Annotated in this window: 14 protein-coding genes, 8 tRNA genes and 3 rRNA genes; 4 read left to right on the top strand and 21 right to left on the bottom strand. The window is 45.4% G+C overall.

What is annotated here, in order from left to right; translation table 11 throughout:
• Positions 1–2: 2 nt before the first annotated feature.
• The gene (locus ACY8D0_RS21940; protein WP_462412619.1) at positions 3–587 is read left to right on the top strand and encodes a DUF421 domain-containing protein; all 585 of its coding nucleotides are present in this window, start codon (positions 3–5) and stop codon (positions 585–587) included.
• 298 nt (positions 588–885) lie between these two features.
• On the top strand, positions 886–1,092 hold the full coding sequence (locus tag ACY8D0_RS21935) for a hypothetical protein (protein WP_462412618.1): 207 nt from the start codon (positions 886–888) through the stop codon (positions 1,090–1,092).
• A 69-nt stretch (positions 1,093–1,161) separates the two neighbouring features.
• On the opposite strand, the gene glmS is transcribed toward ACY8D0_RS21935, so the two are convergent.
• From glmS to ACY8D0_RS21840, 19 genes are all read right to left on the bottom strand, one after another.
• Positions 1,162–2,964 carry a glutamine--fructose-6-phosphate transaminase (isomerizing) gene (gene glmS / locus ACY8D0_RS21930; protein ID WP_462412617.1) on the bottom strand — a complete coding sequence of 601 codons (1,803 nt, stop codon included), beginning with the start codon at positions 2,962–2,964 and terminating at the stop codon, positions 1,162–1,164.
• A 471-nt stretch (positions 2,965–3,435) separates the two neighbouring features.
• The gene (glmM, locus tag ACY8D0_RS21925; protein WP_462412616.1) at positions 3,436–4,788 is read right to left on the bottom strand and encodes a phosphoglucosamine mutase; all 1,353 of its coding nucleotides are present in this window, start codon (positions 4,786–4,788) and stop codon (positions 3,436–3,438) included.
• A gap of 35 nt (positions 4,789–4,823) precedes the next feature.
• Entirely contained in the window at positions 4,824–6,044 is a 1,221-nt protein-coding gene (locus tag ACY8D0_RS21920; protein WP_462412615.1) for a CdaR family protein, read from the bottom strand.
• A complete protein-coding gene (gene cdaA, locus ACY8D0_RS21915) occupies positions 6,037–6,864 on the bottom strand; it encodes a diadenylate cyclase CdaA (RefSeq protein WP_462412614.1) in 828 nt (275 codons plus the stop codon). Before cdaA ends, ACY8D0_RS21920 begins: the two co-directional genes overlap by 8 nt.
• Before the next feature lie 144 nt (positions 6,865–7,008).
• A complete protein-coding gene (locus tag ACY8D0_RS21910; protein ID WP_462412613.1) occupies positions 7,009–7,620 on the bottom strand; it encodes a zf-HC2 domain-containing protein in 612 nt (203 codons plus the stop codon).
• Positions 7,621–7,639: 19 nt separating this feature from the next.
• Positions 7,640–8,203 carry an RNA polymerase sigma factor SigW gene (sigW, locus tag ACY8D0_RS21905; RefSeq protein ID WP_462412612.1) on the bottom strand — a complete coding sequence of 188 codons (564 nt, stop codon included), beginning with the start codon at positions 8,201–8,203 and terminating at the stop codon, positions 7,640–7,642.
• 260 nt (positions 8,204–8,463) lie between these two features.
• Positions 8,464–9,363 (bottom strand): arginase, encoded by a 900-nt coding sequence (gene rocF, locus ACY8D0_RS21900; RefSeq protein WP_462412611.1) that lies wholly within the window; start codon positions 9,361–9,363, stop codon positions 8,464–8,466.
• 194 nt (positions 9,364–9,557) lie between these two features.
• A tRNA-Lys gene (locus ACY8D0_RS21895) sits at positions 9,558–9,630 on the bottom strand.
• A 6-nt stretch (positions 9,631–9,636) separates the two neighbouring features.
• Positions 9,637–9,711 (bottom strand) — tRNA-Gln (locus tag ACY8D0_RS21890).
• 47 nt (positions 9,712–9,758) lie between these two features.
• Positions 9,759–9,843 (bottom strand) — tRNA-Tyr (locus ACY8D0_RS21885).
• Positions 9,844–9,853: 10 nt separating this feature from the next.
• Positions 9,854–9,926, bottom strand: a tRNA-Thr gene (locus ACY8D0_RS21880).
• A 10-nt stretch (positions 9,927–9,936) separates the two neighbouring features.
• Positions 9,937–10,012, bottom strand: a tRNA-Val gene (locus tag ACY8D0_RS21875).
• A gap of 5 nt (positions 10,013–10,017) precedes the next feature.
• Positions 10,018–10,092, bottom strand: a tRNA-Glu gene (locus ACY8D0_RS21870).
• A gap of 19 nt (positions 10,093–10,111) precedes the next feature.
• Positions 10,112–10,184, bottom strand: a tRNA-Thr gene (locus ACY8D0_RS21865).
• A gap of 28 nt (positions 10,185–10,212) precedes the next feature.
• Positions 10,213–10,287 (bottom strand) — tRNA-Asn (locus ACY8D0_RS21860).
• A 28-nt stretch (positions 10,288–10,315) separates the two neighbouring features.
• Positions 10,316–10,432 (bottom strand): 5S ribosomal RNA (gene rrf, locus ACY8D0_RS21855).
• Between the two features lie 279 nt (positions 10,433–10,711).
• Positions 10,712–13,649: ribosomal RNA gene (locus ACY8D0_RS21850) — 23S ribosomal RNA — on the bottom strand.
• A 213-nt stretch (positions 13,650–13,862) separates the two neighbouring features.
• A 16S ribosomal RNA gene (locus ACY8D0_RS21845) occupies positions 13,863–15,414 on the bottom strand.
• Together the 16S, 23S and 5S rRNA genes with 8 tRNA genes alongside form the textbook arrangement of a ribosomal RNA operon.
• Before the next feature lie 244 nt (positions 15,415–15,658).
• The gene (locus ACY8D0_RS21840) at positions 15,659–15,889 is read right to left on the bottom strand and encodes a hypothetical protein (RefSeq protein WP_462412610.1); all 231 of its coding nucleotides are present in this window, start codon (positions 15,887–15,889) and stop codon (positions 15,659–15,661) included.
• Positions 15,890–16,027: 138 nt separating this feature from the next.
• Here ACY8D0_RS21840 and pdaB point away from each other — a divergent pair, with 138 nt between their 5' ends.
• Positions 16,028–16,780: a polysaccharide deacetylase family sporulation protein PdaB gene (gene pdaB / locus ACY8D0_RS21835; RefSeq protein ID WP_462412609.1), complete on the top strand. Its 753-nt coding sequence runs from the start codon at positions 16,028–16,030 to the stop codon at positions 16,778–16,780.
• Positions 16,781–16,814: 34 nt separating this feature from the next.
• Here the strand turns inward: pdaB and ACY8D0_RS21830 are convergent, their stop codons facing one another.
• Positions 16,815–17,492, bottom strand: coding sequence for a KinB-signaling pathway activation protein (locus ACY8D0_RS21830; RefSeq protein WP_462412608.1), 678 nt, complete (start codon positions 17,490–17,492; stop codon positions 16,815–16,817).
• A 149-nt stretch (positions 17,493–17,641) separates the two neighbouring features.
• On the opposite strand from ACY8D0_RS21830, the gene gerD reads away from it, so the two are divergent.
• A complete protein-coding gene (gene gerD / locus ACY8D0_RS21825) occupies positions 17,642–18,229 on the top strand; it encodes a spore germination lipoprotein GerD (protein ID WP_462412607.1) in 588 nt (195 codons plus the stop codon).
• 101 nt (positions 18,230–18,330) lie between these two features.
• Here the strand turns inward: gerD and ACY8D0_RS21820 are convergent, their stop codons facing one another.
• Entirely contained in the window at positions 18,331–19,380 is a 1,050-nt protein-coding gene (locus tag ACY8D0_RS21820) for an Mrp/NBP35 family ATP-binding protein (RefSeq protein ID WP_462412606.1), read from the bottom strand.
• Positions 19,381–19,459: the final 79 nt, after the last annotated feature.

Below are 19,459 nucleotides of genomic sequence, written 5' to 3'. Positions count from 1 at the left end.
AAATGAATTACATTTGGGAAACAGTGGCTATTTTATTTACTGGCTTTTTCTTGCTCCGGATTGCTGGCAAAAAAACGGTCGCGGAAATGTCCGGACTAGAAATCATTACCGTGTTAGCAATTGCCTCCACGACAGGACATGCGATTTCTGAGAAAGGTTTAACGAAAACCATTCTCGCACTTTGCACCTTGGTATCCGTTCAAATATTAATCCAGTTTTTGACCATAAAATTCACAAGTATGGCAAGACTGTTTATCGGCAAGGGTACCTCCATAATCAACGATGGAAAGGTGATGACAAAGAATTTAAAAAAGCTCCGTATGTCTGAAGAGCAGCTTGAGGCCAAATTGCGTGAAAAAGGAATCTCATCCGTCACCGATTTGAAATACGCCTCCATTGAAAGCACGGGACAGCTTGGATATGAATTAAAGAAACACTTGAAACCCGTCACACAGGAAGACTTAGATAAACGAATAGAACAACTGCTTCTTGCGCTCCAGCAGTCAGGCCTTACCCCCAATCAGGCTAATCCCGGAAGCGTACCTAATTATGAGGAGGAGCCATCAAACAATCATCCCATCCACTAGGTTACTTTGGTTGCGACTCCCTCGTCATTCTATTGACGCGATTCTTAGGGGCTATCCTCTTTAACTCCCCGGTTGGGGCGTTTTTCTTCAAAGGTCTATTAAACGATATTGTTGATATAACGCACCTTTCTCCGCTTTTAATCAAACGTTTAATTAAATATCCCCCCTGTTTTTAATTAAATGTTTGATTAATAAAAAAGGCTGTTTTCTTAGATTTTGTTGTTTTCCTACTCACGTTTATCATAGAATAATACGCACAAAAAAATGAAGCGTATCTTCAATAAGGGGTTTCCGTAAGATGTGTAAGCGACCGTCAGGCGCCTTTTCTGAGCGTACAGTCGTTAATAAATCGCTATTAACAACCGTACTGGTGACTTTTCTGAGTGAACGGTCGCTAATAAAGGCTATTAACGACCGTACCGGTAAATTTTCCAAGCGTTCGGTAGTTTATCCTATTATATCTTCCCAGCAGTCTATTAATGTAGAAAAGGCAACACTCCTTTAGAAAAGTGCCATAAAAAAAGAACCGAGATGTTGTACTATCGGTACAATTCTCGGTTCATCTTTGCAATTTTTACTCGACTGTTACCGACTTCGCGAGGTTACGCGGTTTATCCACGTCACAATCGCGGTGCAGAGCGGCATAATAAGCCAGTAACTGTAAGGGTACAACAGAGATAAGTGGTGTTAATAAATCGTGTACTTCCGGAATTACAAAGCTGTCTTCTTCCATGTTGAGGCCTTCCATGGAGATGATGCATGGGTTCGCTCCACGGGCAACCACTTCTTTCACGTTTCCACGGATACTTAGGTTCACGCTCTCCTGTGTGGCCAGCGCAATGACTGGTGTTCCATCTTCAATCAACGCAATCGTTCCATGCTTTAATTCTCCGCCGGCAAAACCTTCAGCTTGAATGTAGGAAATCTCTTTCAGCTTTAGCGCTCCTTCTAAACCAACGTAGTAATCAATCCCACGGCCGATAAAGAAAGCATTGCGGGTAACTGATAAGAATTCCCTTGCCATCATCTCGATGATTTCCTTAGAGTCGCAAAGAACTTCCATTGCGTTGGCAGCCAAGCCAAGCTCGTGGATTAAATCAAAACTGACTTCTAAGCCGCGGCTTTTTGCTGTGACTTCAGCCAAAATGGCTAAAACAGCTAACTGAGCTGTATACGCCTTTGTCGAAGCCACTGCAATTTCCGGACCAGCGTGCAAGAGAAGCGTATAATTCGCTTCACGCGAAAGTGTGGATCCAGGAACATTGGTAACTGTTAATGCCGGATAGCCCATTTCTTTCACTTGGACAAGAACCGCACGGCTGTCGGCTGTTTCTCCACTTTGAGAAATGAAGATAAACAAAGGCTTTTCGGACAATAACGGCATATTATAGCCAAATTCACTGGAGATATGAACCTCCACCGGAACTTTGGCCAATTTTTCAATGAACTGCTTGCCAACAAGACCAGCATGGTAGGACGTACCCGCAGCAATGATATAGATACGATCCGCTTGATTAACCGCATTAATAATGTCTGCATCAATCTCAAGTTTTCCTTGATCATTTTGATACGCCTGAATAATTTTACGCAGCACGGCCGGCTGTTCGTCTATTTCCTTCAGCATATAATGGGAGTAGGTTCCCTTTTCAATGTCGCTGGCATCCAATTCCGCCGTGAACGGAGCACGGTTGACCGTTTCTCCATCAAGGTTTTGGATGGTGACTCCATCCCTGGTGACAATGACAATTTCTTTATCCATTAGTTCCACAAATTGATTGGTTACCTGCAGCATGGCCATAGCGTCACTTGCCACGACATTAAAACGGTCCCCAAGGCCGACTAAAAGCGGGCTCTTATTTTTTGCCACATAAATCGTCTCATTGTCTTGTGCATCTAATAAGGCAAGTGCATAAGAACCGTGGAGCAGTTTTAACGTTTTACGGAAAGCATCCAGTGTATTGAAGCCTTCATGGGCAAATTTTTCAACCAATTGGACAATGACCTCTGTATCGGTTTCACTTTCAAAGCGAACATCAGCCAGATATTCCCGCTTTAAAAGGTCATAATTCTCGATAACCCCGTTATGAACCAATGTAAATCGTCCAGACTCACTTTGGTGCGGGTGGGAATTCACCTTGCTTGGCACGCCGTGGGTAGCCCAGCGGGTATGGCCAATCCCGACCTCAGCAATCACATTCTGGTTGACGATTCCGCGCAAATCAGCAATCCGGCCCTTTGCTTTAAATACATGGATTCCGTTCTCGTTTCTTAACGCAATCCCCGCTGAATCATAGCCTCTATATTCAAGTTTTTCTAACCCTTTTAGTAAAATCTCTTTCGAGTCATGGTTTCCAATATATCCAACAATTCCGCACATATAATTTCTTTTCCTCCCTGAAAGACAGGGGGCAAGAAGGCTTGGAGGCATACTTGCCCCCTTATCTCTGTTTTAGGTATCTGTCTATACCTGTTTTTAAACATTATTTGTAGTATGCGCATTTTCTTCCCTTTGTGCACAAAGTTGCCTCTGTGTTTTAAAGAAGAAATTTCGGTTGTGCGTAACAGCCGGGAGGTATCCGCCGAACACTTCGATACTCCTCCTCCTCGTCAACTAATCACTCGTCACGGATTAGTTCGGGCGCTTTAATTATAGGTTTTCCTACTGCCCTCCTTTCAAATACTCAAATAACCAAGCTGCTCTAAAAAATTTAAAGCAAGTTAATACTACATGATTAGAAAGGGGTACGTCAATGAAAATTTCATAAATTTACTATATTTTCCAATAATAAATCTACAAAATAAAATATGCATAAGGGAGCGTGAATGTTCCCTTATGCATATAGGTTCCTTATTCTTCTTTTAGTCCCATTTCTGCTTCCACTACTGCCACGATGCGATCCACATAGGTTTCGCAAAGTTCCTCTGTCGGAGCTTCCGCCATTACACGGACAAGCGGTTCCGTACCTGAAGGACGGACAAGAATCCGGCCATTGCCGGCCATTTCTGCCTCCACTGCTTCGATGACTTCCTTTACCTGCCCATTGTCGGTGACATGGTGCTTGTCGGTGACTCTGACATTCACAAGTTTCTGCGGGAATTTTTGCATTTCCCCGGCCAATTCGGACAATGGTTTCTTGGTCAATTTCATGATATTCACCAATTGTAAACCGGTCAATAGCCCGTCTCCAGTCGTATTGTAATCCAAGAAAATGATATGGCCCGATTGCTCGCCGCCAAGATTATAGCCATTTTGCTTCATTTCCTCCACGACGTAGCGGTCACCCACAGCGGTCGGGATACTTTGAATTTGGTGATTTTCCAAGGCCTTGTAAAATCCAAGGTTACTCATTACTGTTGAAACAACGGTATTATGTTTAAGCCGTCCCGTTTCCTTCATATATTTACCGCATATATACAGGATGTGGTCCCCATCGACGATATTCCCATTCTCATCAATGGCAATCAACCGGTCCCCATCCCCGTCAAAGGCCAAGCCGACATCAGCGCCTTTTTCTTTTACCAAGGCAGCCAGTGCTTCTGGATGGGTAGAACCGACTCCGGCATTGATATTTAAACCGTTTGGTGCTGCACCCATAGTGGACAGGTCCGCATCCAAGTCAGCAAATAAGTGCGGAGCCAACGAGGATGTCGCGCCGTGTGCGCAATCCAAGGCAATATGAATACCGGAGAAATCTTCGTCAACGGTATTTTTCAAGTATTGCAGATACTTTTGACCACCTTCAAAATAATCCATCACCAGACCAAGATCGGCACCCGTTGGACGCGGCAGCTGATCTTCTGGCATATCCATTAGTTTCTCTATTTCAAGTTCCTGCTCGTCAGACAATTTAAAGCCATCCGGCCCAAAAAATTTAATGCCGTTATCGGCAACCGGGTTATGGGAGGCGGAAATCATGACACCCGCCTGCGCGCCTAGCGCCTTTGTTAAAAAGGAAACCCCTGGAGTGGAAATCACTCCGAGGCGCATGACCTCAGCACCGATGGAAAGGAGCCCCGCAACAAGCGCGCCCTCTAACATATGCCCGGATATCCGTGTATCGCGTCCAATTAACACCTTTGGACGTGGTTTATCTTCAGTTAAAACATATCCCCCAAATCGGCCAAGTCTAAAGGCAAGTTCAGGTGTCAGCTCGCTGTTTGCGACTCCGCGCACACCGTCAGTACCGAAATATTTACCCATTTTAAAATCCGCTCCTTCAATATGTTATTGCGATGTTATGCATTATTTGTAATTGTCACTTTTGCGGTAGTTCGATCAGGAGTCCAATTTATGTTTGGCGGCCCCTCCACCTGAATATTGACTTCGTGGCTTCCCTCGGAAAGGCTGCTTAGATCGATAAAAACCTTAAAATCGCTCGTCCCCAATGCCGTCAGCGCTGAACTTGGACCGCTGACTGTCAGATTAATCTGCTGGCTTGCCGGGTCGTTAATGACCGCCTTGTATTGTGTTCCTAATCCCGTTATGTTGATGGGGATGCCCGAGATCGTTTTCTTCTCTTGCTTCGTAACTGTGACCGTAGCTTTTACCAATTGCGGTGTGACCTTTGTGATTCCATTCGAAATGATCACTGGCAATTCCAAGGTGGTGTTATCTGTGATTTTACTTAGGTCAACCTCAACCCTTACGCTGTCAGCGTCCTTTAATACCTCTTCACTACCGGAAATAACCGCTTCTTTTGTATCAATTGTGATATCGTCAATCGTGATGCCTGACGGAGGTGTACCCTTTCTCACGATATCAATAGGCACTGTTTTGGTATTCTTTTTAATTGGGATGGTCACTTTCGCAGTAGCCGGTTCCACCGTCACATTCAGCTTATTTAAATCGTGGTCCAAGACTTGAATATTGGCCTCTGCTGTGGTGGTTTCTTTTAACTTGTCATCGCCCCCAATAACCGCCTTTACAAAAGCGATGCGGTCCATTTCACTTTTGGCACCCGTGATTTTAACCTTTTTCGGATCAACCACAGGTTGTCCTACCGAATAACCATCTTCGATGATGTCATCATCAAATTCCGGTTCTACACTATATTGTTTTGAAATCTTCTCTTGTACCGTAACCGACACGCTTGACGGTTTAATAGTCGCTTTTAGTTTATCCGACAGGTCTTTGATTTGAATTTTTGCTTGCTGCCTGCCAATTTTGGCCCCTGTCAAATTCACATACACTTCAAAGTTTCGTAATGCTTTGGCTGACTGTACATGGGTGATGGGTCCTTTTAACGTCACGTCAACTGTATTGGGGATACCTGATACTACCAGGTTTTCAGTATCGTAGTAAACTTTTACCGGGACATCCTGAACCACAGCTGTTGATTGTTGACTAGGCACATTAACGTCCTGATCACTTTGATTGTGTACAGATGAATATAATAAAAATGCCAATAATAAGGCGAGAATTTTGATAAACCAGGGATTATCCATTAATTTATCCATTACTTTTTCCCCTCCAGTTCCAGCGGGCTGAAGAAGCTTGCTTCGTTTTTGCAGGGTCCAGCAGTTCATTTGACAGCAGTTCTCTAAATTCTTCTGCTTTTAAGTCGCGATGAAGTTCCCCGTTTTTAGTTAACGAAATACTCCCAGTTTCTTCGGAGACTACAACCGTAATACTGTCGGTTACTTCACTGATTCCTAAAGCAGCCCTGTGCCGTGTTCCTAACTCTTTTGAGATAAACGGGCTTTCAGATAAAGGCAGGTAACAGGCGGCGGCTGCGATGGTATTTTTTTGCAGAATCACGGCCCCATCATGCAGTGGCGTATTTGGAATAAAAATATTAATCAAAAGCTCAGATGATATTTTTGAATTTAACGGAATCCCGGTTTCGATGTAATCATTCATACCCGTTTCCTGCTCGATAGAAATCAGCGCTCCAATTCGTCGCTTTGCCATATAGTCTGCAGCCTTGATAATCGCCTCCACGGCTTTCTCTGGGTCATCATCCCCCTGATTGGCGCTTCTCGAAAAGAACTTGCCGCGCCCGAGCTGCTCTAAGGCTCTTCTCAACTCCGGCTGAAAAATGATAATGATGGCCAGGAATCCGTACGTTATCACTTGCTCCATAATCCAGCTTAACGTCCGAAGTCCGAAAAAATCACTGACAACCTTAACAATCAGAATAACAAAGATCCCTTTCAATAGTTGTACAGCCTTTGTGCCTCTAATAATATTGATTAACTTGTAAATGACATACCAGACGACGGCAATATCCACAATACTCGATATATAATCCAAAAATGTCCAATCGGCAAACGGCATTGTTTTTCCTCCGTAACTTTGCTTTAAAAAACACATGTACAAACAACTCATTTATTATACCATAAAACAGCCTTGTCCTTATTATATGTAACTGTTTAAAAAAACAAATCACCCATGTTATGAGTGATTTGTTTTACGACATTTTTATGGGTCAATGACATTTACAATTTGTTTTCCTGTCTTCTTCATGTGATACCACATCCAGTCAAAAACTTCATTCACTTCTTCAATATCGCCTGTCACGTGACCTGCTGAAGCCAAATATTGTTTACCATGAATGACGGTGGCATCCCCTTGAATTTCACCCTCAATTTTCAAATTGCCATTATGGACAACTACGTCACCCTTCACGACTTCCCCTTCTGGCACTATGACCGTATTGTCTTTCACAACCAGATTTTTTTGCCTGGAAACGGAAAACTCCTCGTCCTGGTTCCAGGTTGACACTAAACTGCCCAGCATTAAAACAACAAACACGGAGGCTGCCGAAAGAATCGGATGGCTTTTCAGCAAGCGGGACATCCAAATCCTTTTGTTCTCTTTGGGCAGCCTTGCTAAGACCTGCGCCGTAAAATCATCAGGCGCCTGCATATGGGATATGCTCTGAACGAAGGCCACCGTCTTGTTTAGCTCATTAAAAATCATTTGACAATCCTTACAGCTTTGGAGGTGTTTTTTGAGGACTTGTTCCTTTTCTGGGTCTAATTCATCGTCCAAGTAGTCATGCATTAGTTCAATTATTTGTTCCGGACACATTGGATTATTCACCTCTTAATTAAACGTACCGTAATTGCTGCCTCAAGGCTTCCCTGCCGCGGTGAATCCTGGTCTTGACCGTCCCTAACGGCAGTTCCAAGATTTCACTGATTTCATTTAATGACAAATCCTCAATGTATTTCAATACAATCGCTGAGCGGTATTTTTCAGGCAGTTTTAAAATTTCGTTATGAACAGTTTCTTGAAGCTCGAGGCTTTCGACTTCCGTTTCTGGAAGCGGGGTACCGGATGGGATTTGCGAATACATGGTTAACCCTTCTGTCCCGGCCACTTCGGCATCCAAATAGTAGTCCGGTTTCTTTTTTCGCAGCCGATCGATGCATAGGTTTGTGGCAATCCGGTAAAGCCAAGTGGTAAATTTTAAATCCTGGTTAAACGATTTGATATTCACAAATGCCCGAATAAACGCTTCCTGAGCGATATCTTCTGCTTCATGACGGTTCCCAAGCATTCTAAAGCAAAGCTGGAATATGCTATTTTTATATAGTTCGACAATATCGCCAAAAGCGTCATGGTCACCTTTGATGACTTGTTTAATTCTCTTTTTTACTAGTTGGTCCATTAACTTACCTCAGCTCCATTGCTGCTACCGATAATACGAATCGTTAGCAAAAAAGTTTCGCCCTAGACGAAAAAAGTTCCCAGTACCTATAATTTTAACAAAATATTACTAAAAATTGCTAATAAGAATTGTCTAATGGTTCTAAATACCGGAAGAGAGTAGTTAATTTTAGGTCTCGAACCATTCCTATTGTTTACCGGCACTTTAATCTTTACTATAAATAAAAGCCAGGCAGCAGCCTGGCTTTTCTATTATCAACTTTATAACAACTTTTCTCCAAACAATGATCCCATTAATCCAACCGCAATAGCGGCTGTTTTATTTCTCTCATCCAAGATAGGGTTAACTTCTACAAATTCAGCCGATGTGATGATTTTTGCCTCTTCCAGCATTTCCATGGCCAGATGGCTTTCACGATAGCTAATCCCCCCCATTACGGGTGTTCCAACACCTGGTGCCTCACGTGGGTCCAGGCCGTCCAAATCTAGGGAGAGATGGACACCATCTGTTCGGTCTTTCAAATAAGCAATGGTCTCTTCCATCACCTTCGTCATGCCCAGCCTGTCAATTTCATGCATGGTATACACTTTAATCCCTTTATCTTTAATCAGCTTCTTTTCTCCTTCGTCCAATGCCCGTGCCCCGATGATCACCACATTCTCAGGTTTTACTTTAGGAGAATACCCGCCGATTTCCGTTAACAAAGGGTGCCCCATCCCGAGGCTGACGGCAAGCGGCATGCCATGGATATTACCGGATGGGCTTGTTTCTGCTGTATTTAAGTCGCCATGTGCGTCGTACCATATTACCCCGAGGTTTTGGTAGTGCTTGGCAACCCCTGCCAAGGTTCCAATTGCGATACTATGATCTCCACCGAGCACTAAAGGAAGTGCACCAGACTGGATCACTTCGTCTACTTTTCGAGCCAGTAATTCACTTTTCTCTGCTACTAAATCTAAATTTCTAAGATTGGATTCCCGGTCAATCACGACTTCTGGTCGGCCAATAGGAATATCTCCCAAATCTGCAACCTCAGAAAATAGCGCTTTCATTTTTTCGTTAATCCCGGCATAACGCATGGCACTTGGACCCATGTCCACACCACGCCGCATTTGCCCCAAATCCATCGGCATACCAATAATAGCAAGCTTATCGTTCATCACTAACCCCTCCCTATAGCTCTATTTTAATGGCAGATGCTGAAATGACTCAACCTGGCAATATTTTGCATATATATACAGAGCCTGCGTTTTCAAGAAAATTTGGCTTGAAGTATGGAAGGATGTGTAGCACCAAGGCAATAAAAAAACACAAGGACCTTAATGGCCCTTGTGTTTTTTTGAATATTTATTTATGAGCCATGAAGGACTCGAACCTTCGACCCTCTGATTAAAAGTCAGATGCTCTACCGACTGAGCTAATGGCTCTAAAGATGGCTGGGCTAGCAGGATTCGAACCTACGAATGACGGAGTCAAAGTCCGTTGCCTTACCGCTTGGCTATAGCCCAATATTTTTACATTTAATAGCATGTCCAATTAAAAGGAAAAATATAAGTGGTGGAGGGGGACGGATTCGAACCGCCGAACCCTGAGGGAGCGGATTTACAGTCCGCCGCGTTTAGCCACTTCGCTACCCCTCCAAAAAAAAAGTGCCGGCTAGAGGACTTGAACCCCCAACCTACTGATTACAAGTCAGTTGCTCTACCAATTGAGCTAAACCGGCAAAATATATATGGTGGAGGATGACGGGATCGAACCGCCGACCCTCTGCTTGTAAGGCAGATGCTCTCCCAGCTGAGCTAATCCTCCAAAAATGGTGACCCCTACGGGATTCGAACCCGTGTTACCGCCGTGAAAGGGCGGTGTCTTAACCGCTTGACCAAGGGGCCTCTTATATTTAGTTTGGTAAGCTCCCAAGCGGGCTCGAACCGCTGACCTCTTCCTTACCATGGAAGTGCTCTACCTACTGAGCTATGGAAGCATGACTGAAATGGTTTTAAACATAAAAATGGCTCCGCAGGTAGGACTCGAACCTACGACCGATCGGTTAACAGCCGATAGCTCTACCACTGAGCTACTGCGGAATAATCATAACTTAAAGATTCATAATCAGCCTGGCAGCGTCCTACTCTCACAGGGGCTTTCGCCCCAACTACCATCGGCGCTGAGAAGCTTAACTTCCGTGTTCGGGATGGGAACGGGTGTGACCTTCTCGCCATCGCCGCCAGACTAATTACTGACACTATTATATTATAGTGTGTTTTTAATAAATTTCAAGAGGAATTTTTTATTTTTTTCATTCCCTCAAAACTGGATAATTAGAAGAAAAAGAAGTAAAACGAGTCTGCTTTATTAGTGTTGTCTAGCTCCAGCGCACAGCGTCTAGAATCCTTCGCTCATCTCCCTGCGATAAGTCAACATCGAATCGCTACGCTCTCCGTGTTTCCTTTATCTCAGTCAATGTGCTCCAGGCCATATGCCGCTAAACGTGCGCTTCCGCTTTTCTTATTGGTTAAGTCCTCGATCGATTAGTATCAGTCAGCTCCACACGTCACCGTGCTTCCACCCCTGACCTATCAACCTGATCATCTTTCAGGGATCTTACTAGCTTGACGCTATGGGAAATCTCATCTTGAGGGGGGCTTCATGCTTAGATGCTTTCAGCACTTATCCCGTCCGCACATAGCTACCCAGCGATGCCTTTGGCAAGACAACTGGTACACCAGCGGTGCGTCCATCCCGGTCCTCTCGTACTAAGGACAGCTCCTCTCAAATTTCCTGCGCCCACGACGGATAGGGACCGAACTGTCTCACGACGTTCTGAACCCAGCTCGCGTACCGCTTTAATGGGCGAACAGCCCAACCCTTGGGACCGACTACAGCCCCAGGATGCGATGAGCCGACATCGAGGTGCCAAACCTCCCCGTCGATGTGGACTCTTGGGGGAGATAAGCCTGTTATCCCCAGGGTAGCTTTTATCCGTTGAGCGATGGCCCTTCCATGCGGAACCACCGGATCACTAAGCCCGACTTTCGTCCCTGCTCGACTTGTAGGTCTCGCAGTCAAGCTCCCTTGTGCCTTTACACTCTGCGAATGATTTCCAACCATTCTGAGGGAACCTTTGGGCGCCTCCGTTACTCTTTAGGAGGCGACCGCCCCAGTCAAACTGCCCACCTGACACTGTCTCCCATCCCGATAAGGGATGCGGGTTAGAATTTCAATACAGCCAGGGTAGTATCCCACCGACGCCTCCACCGAAGCTGGCGCTCCGGCTTCTCAGGCTCCTACCTATCCTGTACAAGCTGTACCAAAATTCAATATCAGGCTACAGTAAAGCTCCATGGGGTCTTTCCGTCCTGTCGCGGGTAACCTGCATCTTCACAGGTACTATAATTTCACCGAGTCTCTCGTTGAGACAGTGCCCAGATCGTTACGCCTTTCGTGCGGGTCGGAACTTACCCGACAAGGAATTTCGCTACCTTAGGACCGTTATAGTTACGGCCGCCGTTTACTGGGGCTTCGATTCAGAGCTTCGCTTTGCAGCTAACCCCTCCTCTTAACCTTCCAGCACCGGGCAGGCGTCAGCCCCTATACTTCGCCTTGCGGCTTCGCAGAGACCTGTGTTTTTGCTAAACAGTCGCCTGGGCCTATTCACTGCGGCTTACCGAGGCTATTCACCCCAGTAAGCACCCCTTCTCCCGAAGTTACGGGGTCATTTTGCCGAGTTCCTTAACGAGAGTTCTCTCGCTCACCTTAGGATTCTCTCCTCGCCTACCTGTGTCGGTTTGCGGTACGGGCACCTTTTATCTCGCTAGAGGCTTTTCTTGGCAGTGTGGAATCAGGAACTTCGGTACTCTATTTCCCTCGCTGTCACAGCTTGAGCCTTACGGTGAACGGATTTTCCTATTCACCAGCCTAACTGCTTAGACGCACATAACCAGCAGTGCGCTTACCCTATCCTCCTGCGTCCCCCCATCACTCAAACGATAAAGAGGTGGTACAGGAATATCAACCTGTTGTCCATCGCCTACGCCTTTCGGCCTCGGCTTAGGTCCCGACTAACCCTGAGCGGACGAGCCTTCCTCAGGAAACCTTAGGCATACGGTGGATGAGATTCTCACTCATCTTTCGCTACTCATACCGGCATTCTCACTTCTAAGCGCTCCACCAGTCCTTACGGTCTAGCTTCAACGCCCTTAGAACGCTCTCCTACCACTGACATCGAAGATGTCAATCCACAGCTTCGGTGATACGTTTAGCCCCGGTACATTTTCGGCGCAGAGTCACTCGACCAGTGAGCTATTACGCACTCTTTAAATGGTGGCTGCTTCTAAGCCAACATCCTGGTTGTCTAAGCAACTCCACATCCTTTTCCACTTAACGTATACTTTGGGACCTTAGCTGGTGGTCTGGGCTGTTTCCCTTTTGACTACGGATCTTATCACTCGCAGTCTGACTCCCACGGATAAGTCTTTGGCATTCGGAGTTTGTCTGAATTCGGTAACCCGATGGGGGCCCCTAGTCCAAACAGTGCTCTACCTCCAAGACTCTAACTTCGTGAGGCTAGCCCTAAAGCTATTTCGGAGAGAACCAGCTATCTCCAAGTTCGATTGGAATTTCTCCGCTACCCACACCTCATCCGCGCACTTTTCAACGTGCGTCGGTTCGGGCCTCCATCCAGTGTTACCTGGACTTCACCCTGGACATGGGTAGATCACCTGGTTTCGGGTCTACGACTGCATACTATTTCGCCCTACTTAAGACTCGCTTTCGCTGCGGCTCCGTCTCATCAACTTAACCTCGCATGCAATCGTAACTCGCCGGTTCATTCTACAAAAGGCACGCCATCACCCATAAACGGGCTCTGACTACTTGTAGGCACACGGTTTCAGGATCTCTTTCACTCCCCTTCCGGGGTGCTTTTCACCTTTCCCTCACGGTACTGGTTCACTATCGGTCACTAGGGAGTATTTAGCCTTGGGAGATGGTCCTCCCTGCTTCCGACCGGATTTCACGTGTCCGGCCGTACTCAGGATCCACTCAGGAGGGAACGAAGTTTCAACTACAGGGCTGTTACCTTCTATGGCTGGCCTTTCCAGACCGCTTCATCTACCCCGTTCCTTTGTAACTCCATGTTGAGTGTCCTACAACCCCGAAAGGCAAGCCTTTCGGTTTGGGCTGTTCCCGTTTCGCTCGCCGCTACTCAGGGAATCGCGTTTGCTTTCTCTTCCTCCGGGTACTTAGATGTTTCAGTTCCCCGGGTATGCCTTCAATACCCTATGTATTCAGGTAAAGATGCTGCCCCATTACGGGCAACGGGTTTCCCCATTCGGAAATCTCCGGATCAAAGCTTACTTACAGCTCCCCGAAGCATATCGGTGTTAGTACCGTCCTTCATCGGCTCCTAGTGCCAAGGCATTCACCGTGCGCCCTTTCTAACTTAACCTAAATGGTTTAAAACCTAAAATGGCGATTACTCGGTTTTACTTGGTTTCTTCTATATTACGATTATCCAGTTTTCAAAGAACGAATTCTTGAGAGAATTGTTTCAAATTAAACCTTACGGTCTAATCCACACAAAAAAAGATTGCTCCCTCAAAACTAAACAAACAACAGAGGTCAACGTCTTATCAGTCCGTAAGGACTGCATATTCCTTAGAAAGGAGGTGATCCAGCCGCACCTTCCGATACGGCTACCTTGTTACGACTTCACCCCAATCATCTGTCCCACCTTAGGCGGCTGGCTCCTTACGGTTACCCCACCGACTTCGGGTGTTACAAACTCTCGTGGTGTGACGGGCGGTGTGTACAAGGCCCGGGAACGTATTCACCGCGGCATGCTGATCCGCGATTACTAGCGATTCCGGCTTCATGCAGGCGAGTTGCAGCCTGCAATCCGAACTGAGAATGGTTTTATGGGATTGGCTTCACCTCGCGGCTTCGCTGCCCTTTGTACCATCCATTGTAGCACGTGTGTAGCCCAGGTCATAAGGGGCATGATGATTTGACGTCATCCCCACCTTCCTCCGGTTTGTCACCGGCAGTCAGATTAGAGTGCCCAACTGAATGCTGGCAACTAATCTCAAGGGTTGCGCTCGTTGCGGGACTTAACCCAACATCTCACGACACGAGCTGACGACAACCATGCACCACCTGTCACTCTGTCCCCCGAAGGGGAAATTCCTATCTCTAGGAGTGTCAGAGGATGTCAAGACCTGGTAAGGTTCTTCGCGTTGCTTCGAATTAAACCACATGCTCCACCGCTTGTGCGGGCCCCCGTCAATTCCTTTGAGTTTCAGCCTTGCGGCCGTACTCCCCAGGCGGAGTGCTTAATGCGTTAGCTGCAGCACTAAAGGGCGGAAACCCTCTAACACTTAGCACTCATCGTTTACGGCGTGGACTACCAGGGTATCTAATCCTGTTTGCTCCCCACGCTTTCGCGCCTCAGCGTCAGTTACAGACCAGAAAGCCGCCTTCGCCACTGGTGTTCCTCCACATCTCTACGCATTTCACCGCTACACGTGGAATTCCGCTTTCCTCTTCTGCACTCAAGTCCCCCAGTTTCCAATGACCCTCCACGGTTGAGCCGTGGGCTTTCACATCAGACTTAAAGGACCGCCTGCGCGCGCTTTACGCCCAATAATTCCGGACAACGCTTGCCACCTACGTATTACCGCGGCTGCTGGCACGTAGTTAGCCGTGGCTTTCTGGTTAGGTACCGTCAAGGTACCGGCAGTTACTCCGATACTTGTTCTTCCCTAACAACAGAGCTTTACGACCCGAAGGCCTTCATCGCTCACGCGGCGTTGCTCCATCAGACTTTCGTCCATTGTGGAAGATTCCCTACTGCTGCCTCCCGTAGGAGTCTGGGCCGTGTCTCAGTCCCAGTGTGGCCGATCACCCTCTCAGGTCGGCTACGCATCGTCGCCTTGGTGAGCCGTTACCTCACCAACTAGCTAATGCGCCGCGGGCCCATCTGTAAGTGTCAGCTAAAAAACCGACTTTCAGCCTCCCCTCATGTGAGGGAAGAAATTATCCGGTATTAGCATCGGTTTCCCGATGTTATCCCAGTCTTACAGGCAGGTTGCCCACGTGTTACTCACCCGTCCGCCGCTAACCAACAGGAGCAAGCTCCTATTGATTCGCTCGACTTGCATGTATTAGGCACGCCGCCAGCGTTCGTCCTGAGCCAGGATCAAACTCTCCAAGAAAGTTGATATAGCTCATAAAATTTAAAACGTTGGCTTCGTTTCGTTAGAAACGAATGTTTATTGTTGACGTATTTGTTTGTTTAGTTTTCAAAGAACAATCCGCCGCTCTGAAAGCGACTTTTAAATCATATCACCCGAAGACTTCCCTGTCAACACCTTTTTAAGATGTTAACGTTTGTCATCAGCGACGGTTATTACTATAACAAGATTATAAATAAAAGTCAACGTTATCTTCAAAAAAAATTCAGCTCTTTTTGATACTCTTTTTAACGGTTCTAATATACTTCATGCATTCTTGATGGGAAGCGACCCTCTTAAATAGAGCAAATAAGATTTTATAGCGTTCCTCCATTGCTCTTTTGACTATATGGTCAATCCGTTCATCGCTTAAATCAAATAAAATTTCATCCATTTCCCGTTTTATTAAATACTCCATTTCTTTTACTTCTTTCTCATTGATTAATAGTCCAAACATATACTACCTCCGATAAAATGGTGTGTTGTAGTATTGTTTTCCATTTCGTCCAATTTTATAATCCATCTTTTTTCACATATTTTTCATTTCATTGCATAAGTATGAGACAAGGAATGGTATTGGACGAGGTGGGAGAAGATGAACTTTTTTGTTGTGCTAAACGGGAATGCATTAAAAAGGATTGCCTTAATATTAATTGCCGCATTTTTTACAGCATGGTTTATTTACATTGAAAACTTGGCCCAAATCCCTGTTTTTTCAATGAAGGAGGATCCAAGAGCTATTTATCGGGGAGAAAAAAATGTAGCACTTACCTTCAATATTGGTTGGGGGGATGAAAAAGCGGCACCGATTTTGGATAGCTTAAAAAATGAGAACGTAAAATCCGCGACTTTTTTCCTATCTGGCTCATGGGCCGAAAGACACCCTGACCTAGTGGACCGAATTGTTAAAGAAGGTTTTGAAATTGGTATCCTTGGATACAACTATGTAGACTATTCAGAATTGGAAGAGGCCAAAATTGCTAAAGATCTCTCAAAGGCTCAAGAGGTTTTTCAAAAGCTAAATGTAAAAGAAATCAAGCTGTTGCGGGCACCCACCGGACATTTTGACGAGCGAACCTTAAAAATCGCCAAAAGGTATGGCTACACGGTGGTTCATTGGAGCTTGGACTCCCAGGATTGGGAAAACCCCGGCGTAACGAAGATAGTCGAAAATGTGGGAAAAGCCGATAAAGGTGATATTGTACTGCTTCATGCCTCTGACTCGGCCAAGCAAACGGCAAAAGCGTTACCGCAAATTATCCAAGAAATCCGTCAGAAGAACTTAAAGATTGTAAGTGTCTCCGAAATGATTGCCAACGGAGAAGCCCATTCCAGTGAAATCAGATGATAAATTTAATCTTCGGATTACAAAAGCCGTCAGGTTAGACTGACGGCTTTTTGACTTTTTTATTCGTTTTCGCAGCCTGCTTGTTTTGGCTCATCTTTGCCATGCGTTCTTGTTCTGATTTAGCATTCAATTTATGAAGAATTAATAATTGATAGGCATTGCATGCCAATAAGGAGAGAACCATAAGATAAAACCAGTTCCGATCATTTACCGTAAGTACCGGGACCCATTCGATAATGGTTACCACAACCATAAAAAAGACGGCCGGTATAAATGCTTGACGGTTGGTTTGCTTCATTTTGAACCAACCTGTTATTAACCCAGCCGCCAGCAGCACAATAGCTGGGATTAAATAGGAAATAACCGATTCCCCAGATTTTGCAAAGTTTTCATACCTTAAATAAACTAAATCAAATAAGGAAAAAAGAATAAGGACTACTTGTACACTGTTCCAAAGGGAAACAGATTTAAATATTCCAAGGCCGAAGCGGTGGATGGTTAGGTACGCAAAAAATCCCATTTGGCTGATTGCACTAAATAGAAATCCCATAAAAAATAGCCAAATGAAGGTGGAGGCAATATCAACTAATTTTAATTCGACAAAATATGGCTGAAATTCATCCCAGCGGACGATAAATCCGACGAGGGCTGTTATAAAACCGCCTACTAATAATGTATTTATAAATAGTCTCACCAAATTGCGGCTTGTCACACTATATACCTCCAAATGAATTATTGGTCCATACTGATTGTATCAACTCATTTATGAAAAATCCATAAATTGCGTAATCCCTTAACGAATAATCCCCCTGATTTTTCTACATTATAATGTTAAGGATTTTATGTGAAAGGGGCTTTGACATGAATTTAAAGCATATATTGCTCCTCCTGTCGGTTTCACTGATATTAGTAAGCTGTTCCGCATCTGATGCAAATGATATCAGTGGGGGGCAACTTGATTATGACCAGACAAAGAAAATGGTTGTCGATATACTGAAAACAGATGACGGGAAGAAAGCCATTCAAGATGTAATGACCAGTGACGGAGTGAAAGAAAAGCTAGTGATGGATCAACAGGTTGTGGCTGACACCATTCAACAAACCTTGACATCTGATGCCGCAACTGACTTTTGGAAAAAAACATTTAGTGATCCAAAATTCGCCCAAAGTGTGGCGAAAAGCATGAAATCCGAAAACCAACAATTATTGAAAAATTTAATGAATGACCCTGAATATAGAGCCATGATGGTAGAGGTTTTTAAAGAACCCGAAATTCAAAAGGAGATGACGGATGCTTTAAAGAGCAAGGAATACAGGGAACATCTTCAGCAAGTCATTACCGATACCGTCAATAGTCCCCTGTTTAGAACTAAATTGGAAGAAATTTTAACCAAGGCTGCACAAGAAACAGTCAAAGCACAAACAGGAAGCGGAAAAACAGGCAGCTGATGTTTCTTATGAAATGGCTAAAGAACACCATTACTGACATGTAAAAGCCCCTTCCGGCAGGAAGAGGCTTTTTTCTATGGCTTGCGCCTATTGCATAAGATTTATTTCAGCAGGCTGACGACACTTTCGGCAATACCCAGATAGATTTTTCCCAGCTTATGATCTTCCTGATAAATCGATGGAGCAAAGTCCTCTTCATTCCAGTCAGGCTGATCGAGTGGCAGGCGTCCCAGGACTTCTGTGTTTAATTCCTCGGACAGTTTGTCACCACCGCCGCGGCCGAATACATACTCTTTCTCCCCGGTAACCTTGCTTTCAAAATAAGCCATATTTTCAATAACACCAAGGACTTCATGATTGGTGCGAAGCGCCATGGCTCCTGCGCGGGCGGCAACAAAAGCGGCCGTTGGATGCGGAGTCGTCACGATAATTTCCTTGCAAGACGGCAGCATCGTATGTACATCCAGTGCCACATCCCCTGTTCCCGGCGGTAAGTCTAACAGCAAATAATCGATATCTCCCCATTCTACCTCATTAAAGAAGCTGTTCAGCATTTTACCCAACATTGGTCCGCGCCAGATAATAGGGGCATTGTCCTCGACGAAAAATCCCATCGAGATTACTTTTACCCCAAAACGTTCAACAGGGATGATTTTTTCTCCGCGGACAACAGGGCGTTGGGTAATGCCCATCATATCAGGAACACTGAAGCCATAAATATCGGCATCAATCAAACCGACTTTTTTGCCCAAGCGTGCCAGTGCTACGGCAAGATTGACGGATACCGTTGATTTACCGACTCCGCCTTTGCCGCTGGCAATCGCAATAAAAGTGGTGCTGGCTGAGTTCAGGAGATTTTCCCCCTGTGCAGGCTCCGGCTGGCGATTGGCCGCCAACACCTCTTCTGGCAGCTGCCCAAACCGAATCCCCACCGATTCCGCTCCTGCTTCCTTCAACAAGTTGACCACTTGTGTCTGTAATTGAAGCTGTTCGCTGGTCCCCGTTCTGGCTATATCAATTTTGACACTCACATGATTTTTCTCTGGTTTAATTTTGATTTCCTCAATGGCGTTTATCTCCGCCAATGTTTTATGTAAAAATGGCTCTTTGAGACCTCCAAGGATCTCTCGCACCTGTGTTTCAGTTAACATGCCAACTCACACCTCACCTATTGAATTCGTTTCCAACTCCTAGTATATCATAAACAACATTGAAAACTGTTATATCAAT

The organism is Neobacillus camarae (genome assembly GCF_054950115.1).
This window is presented reverse-complemented; position numbering and strand designations above follow the sequence as displayed.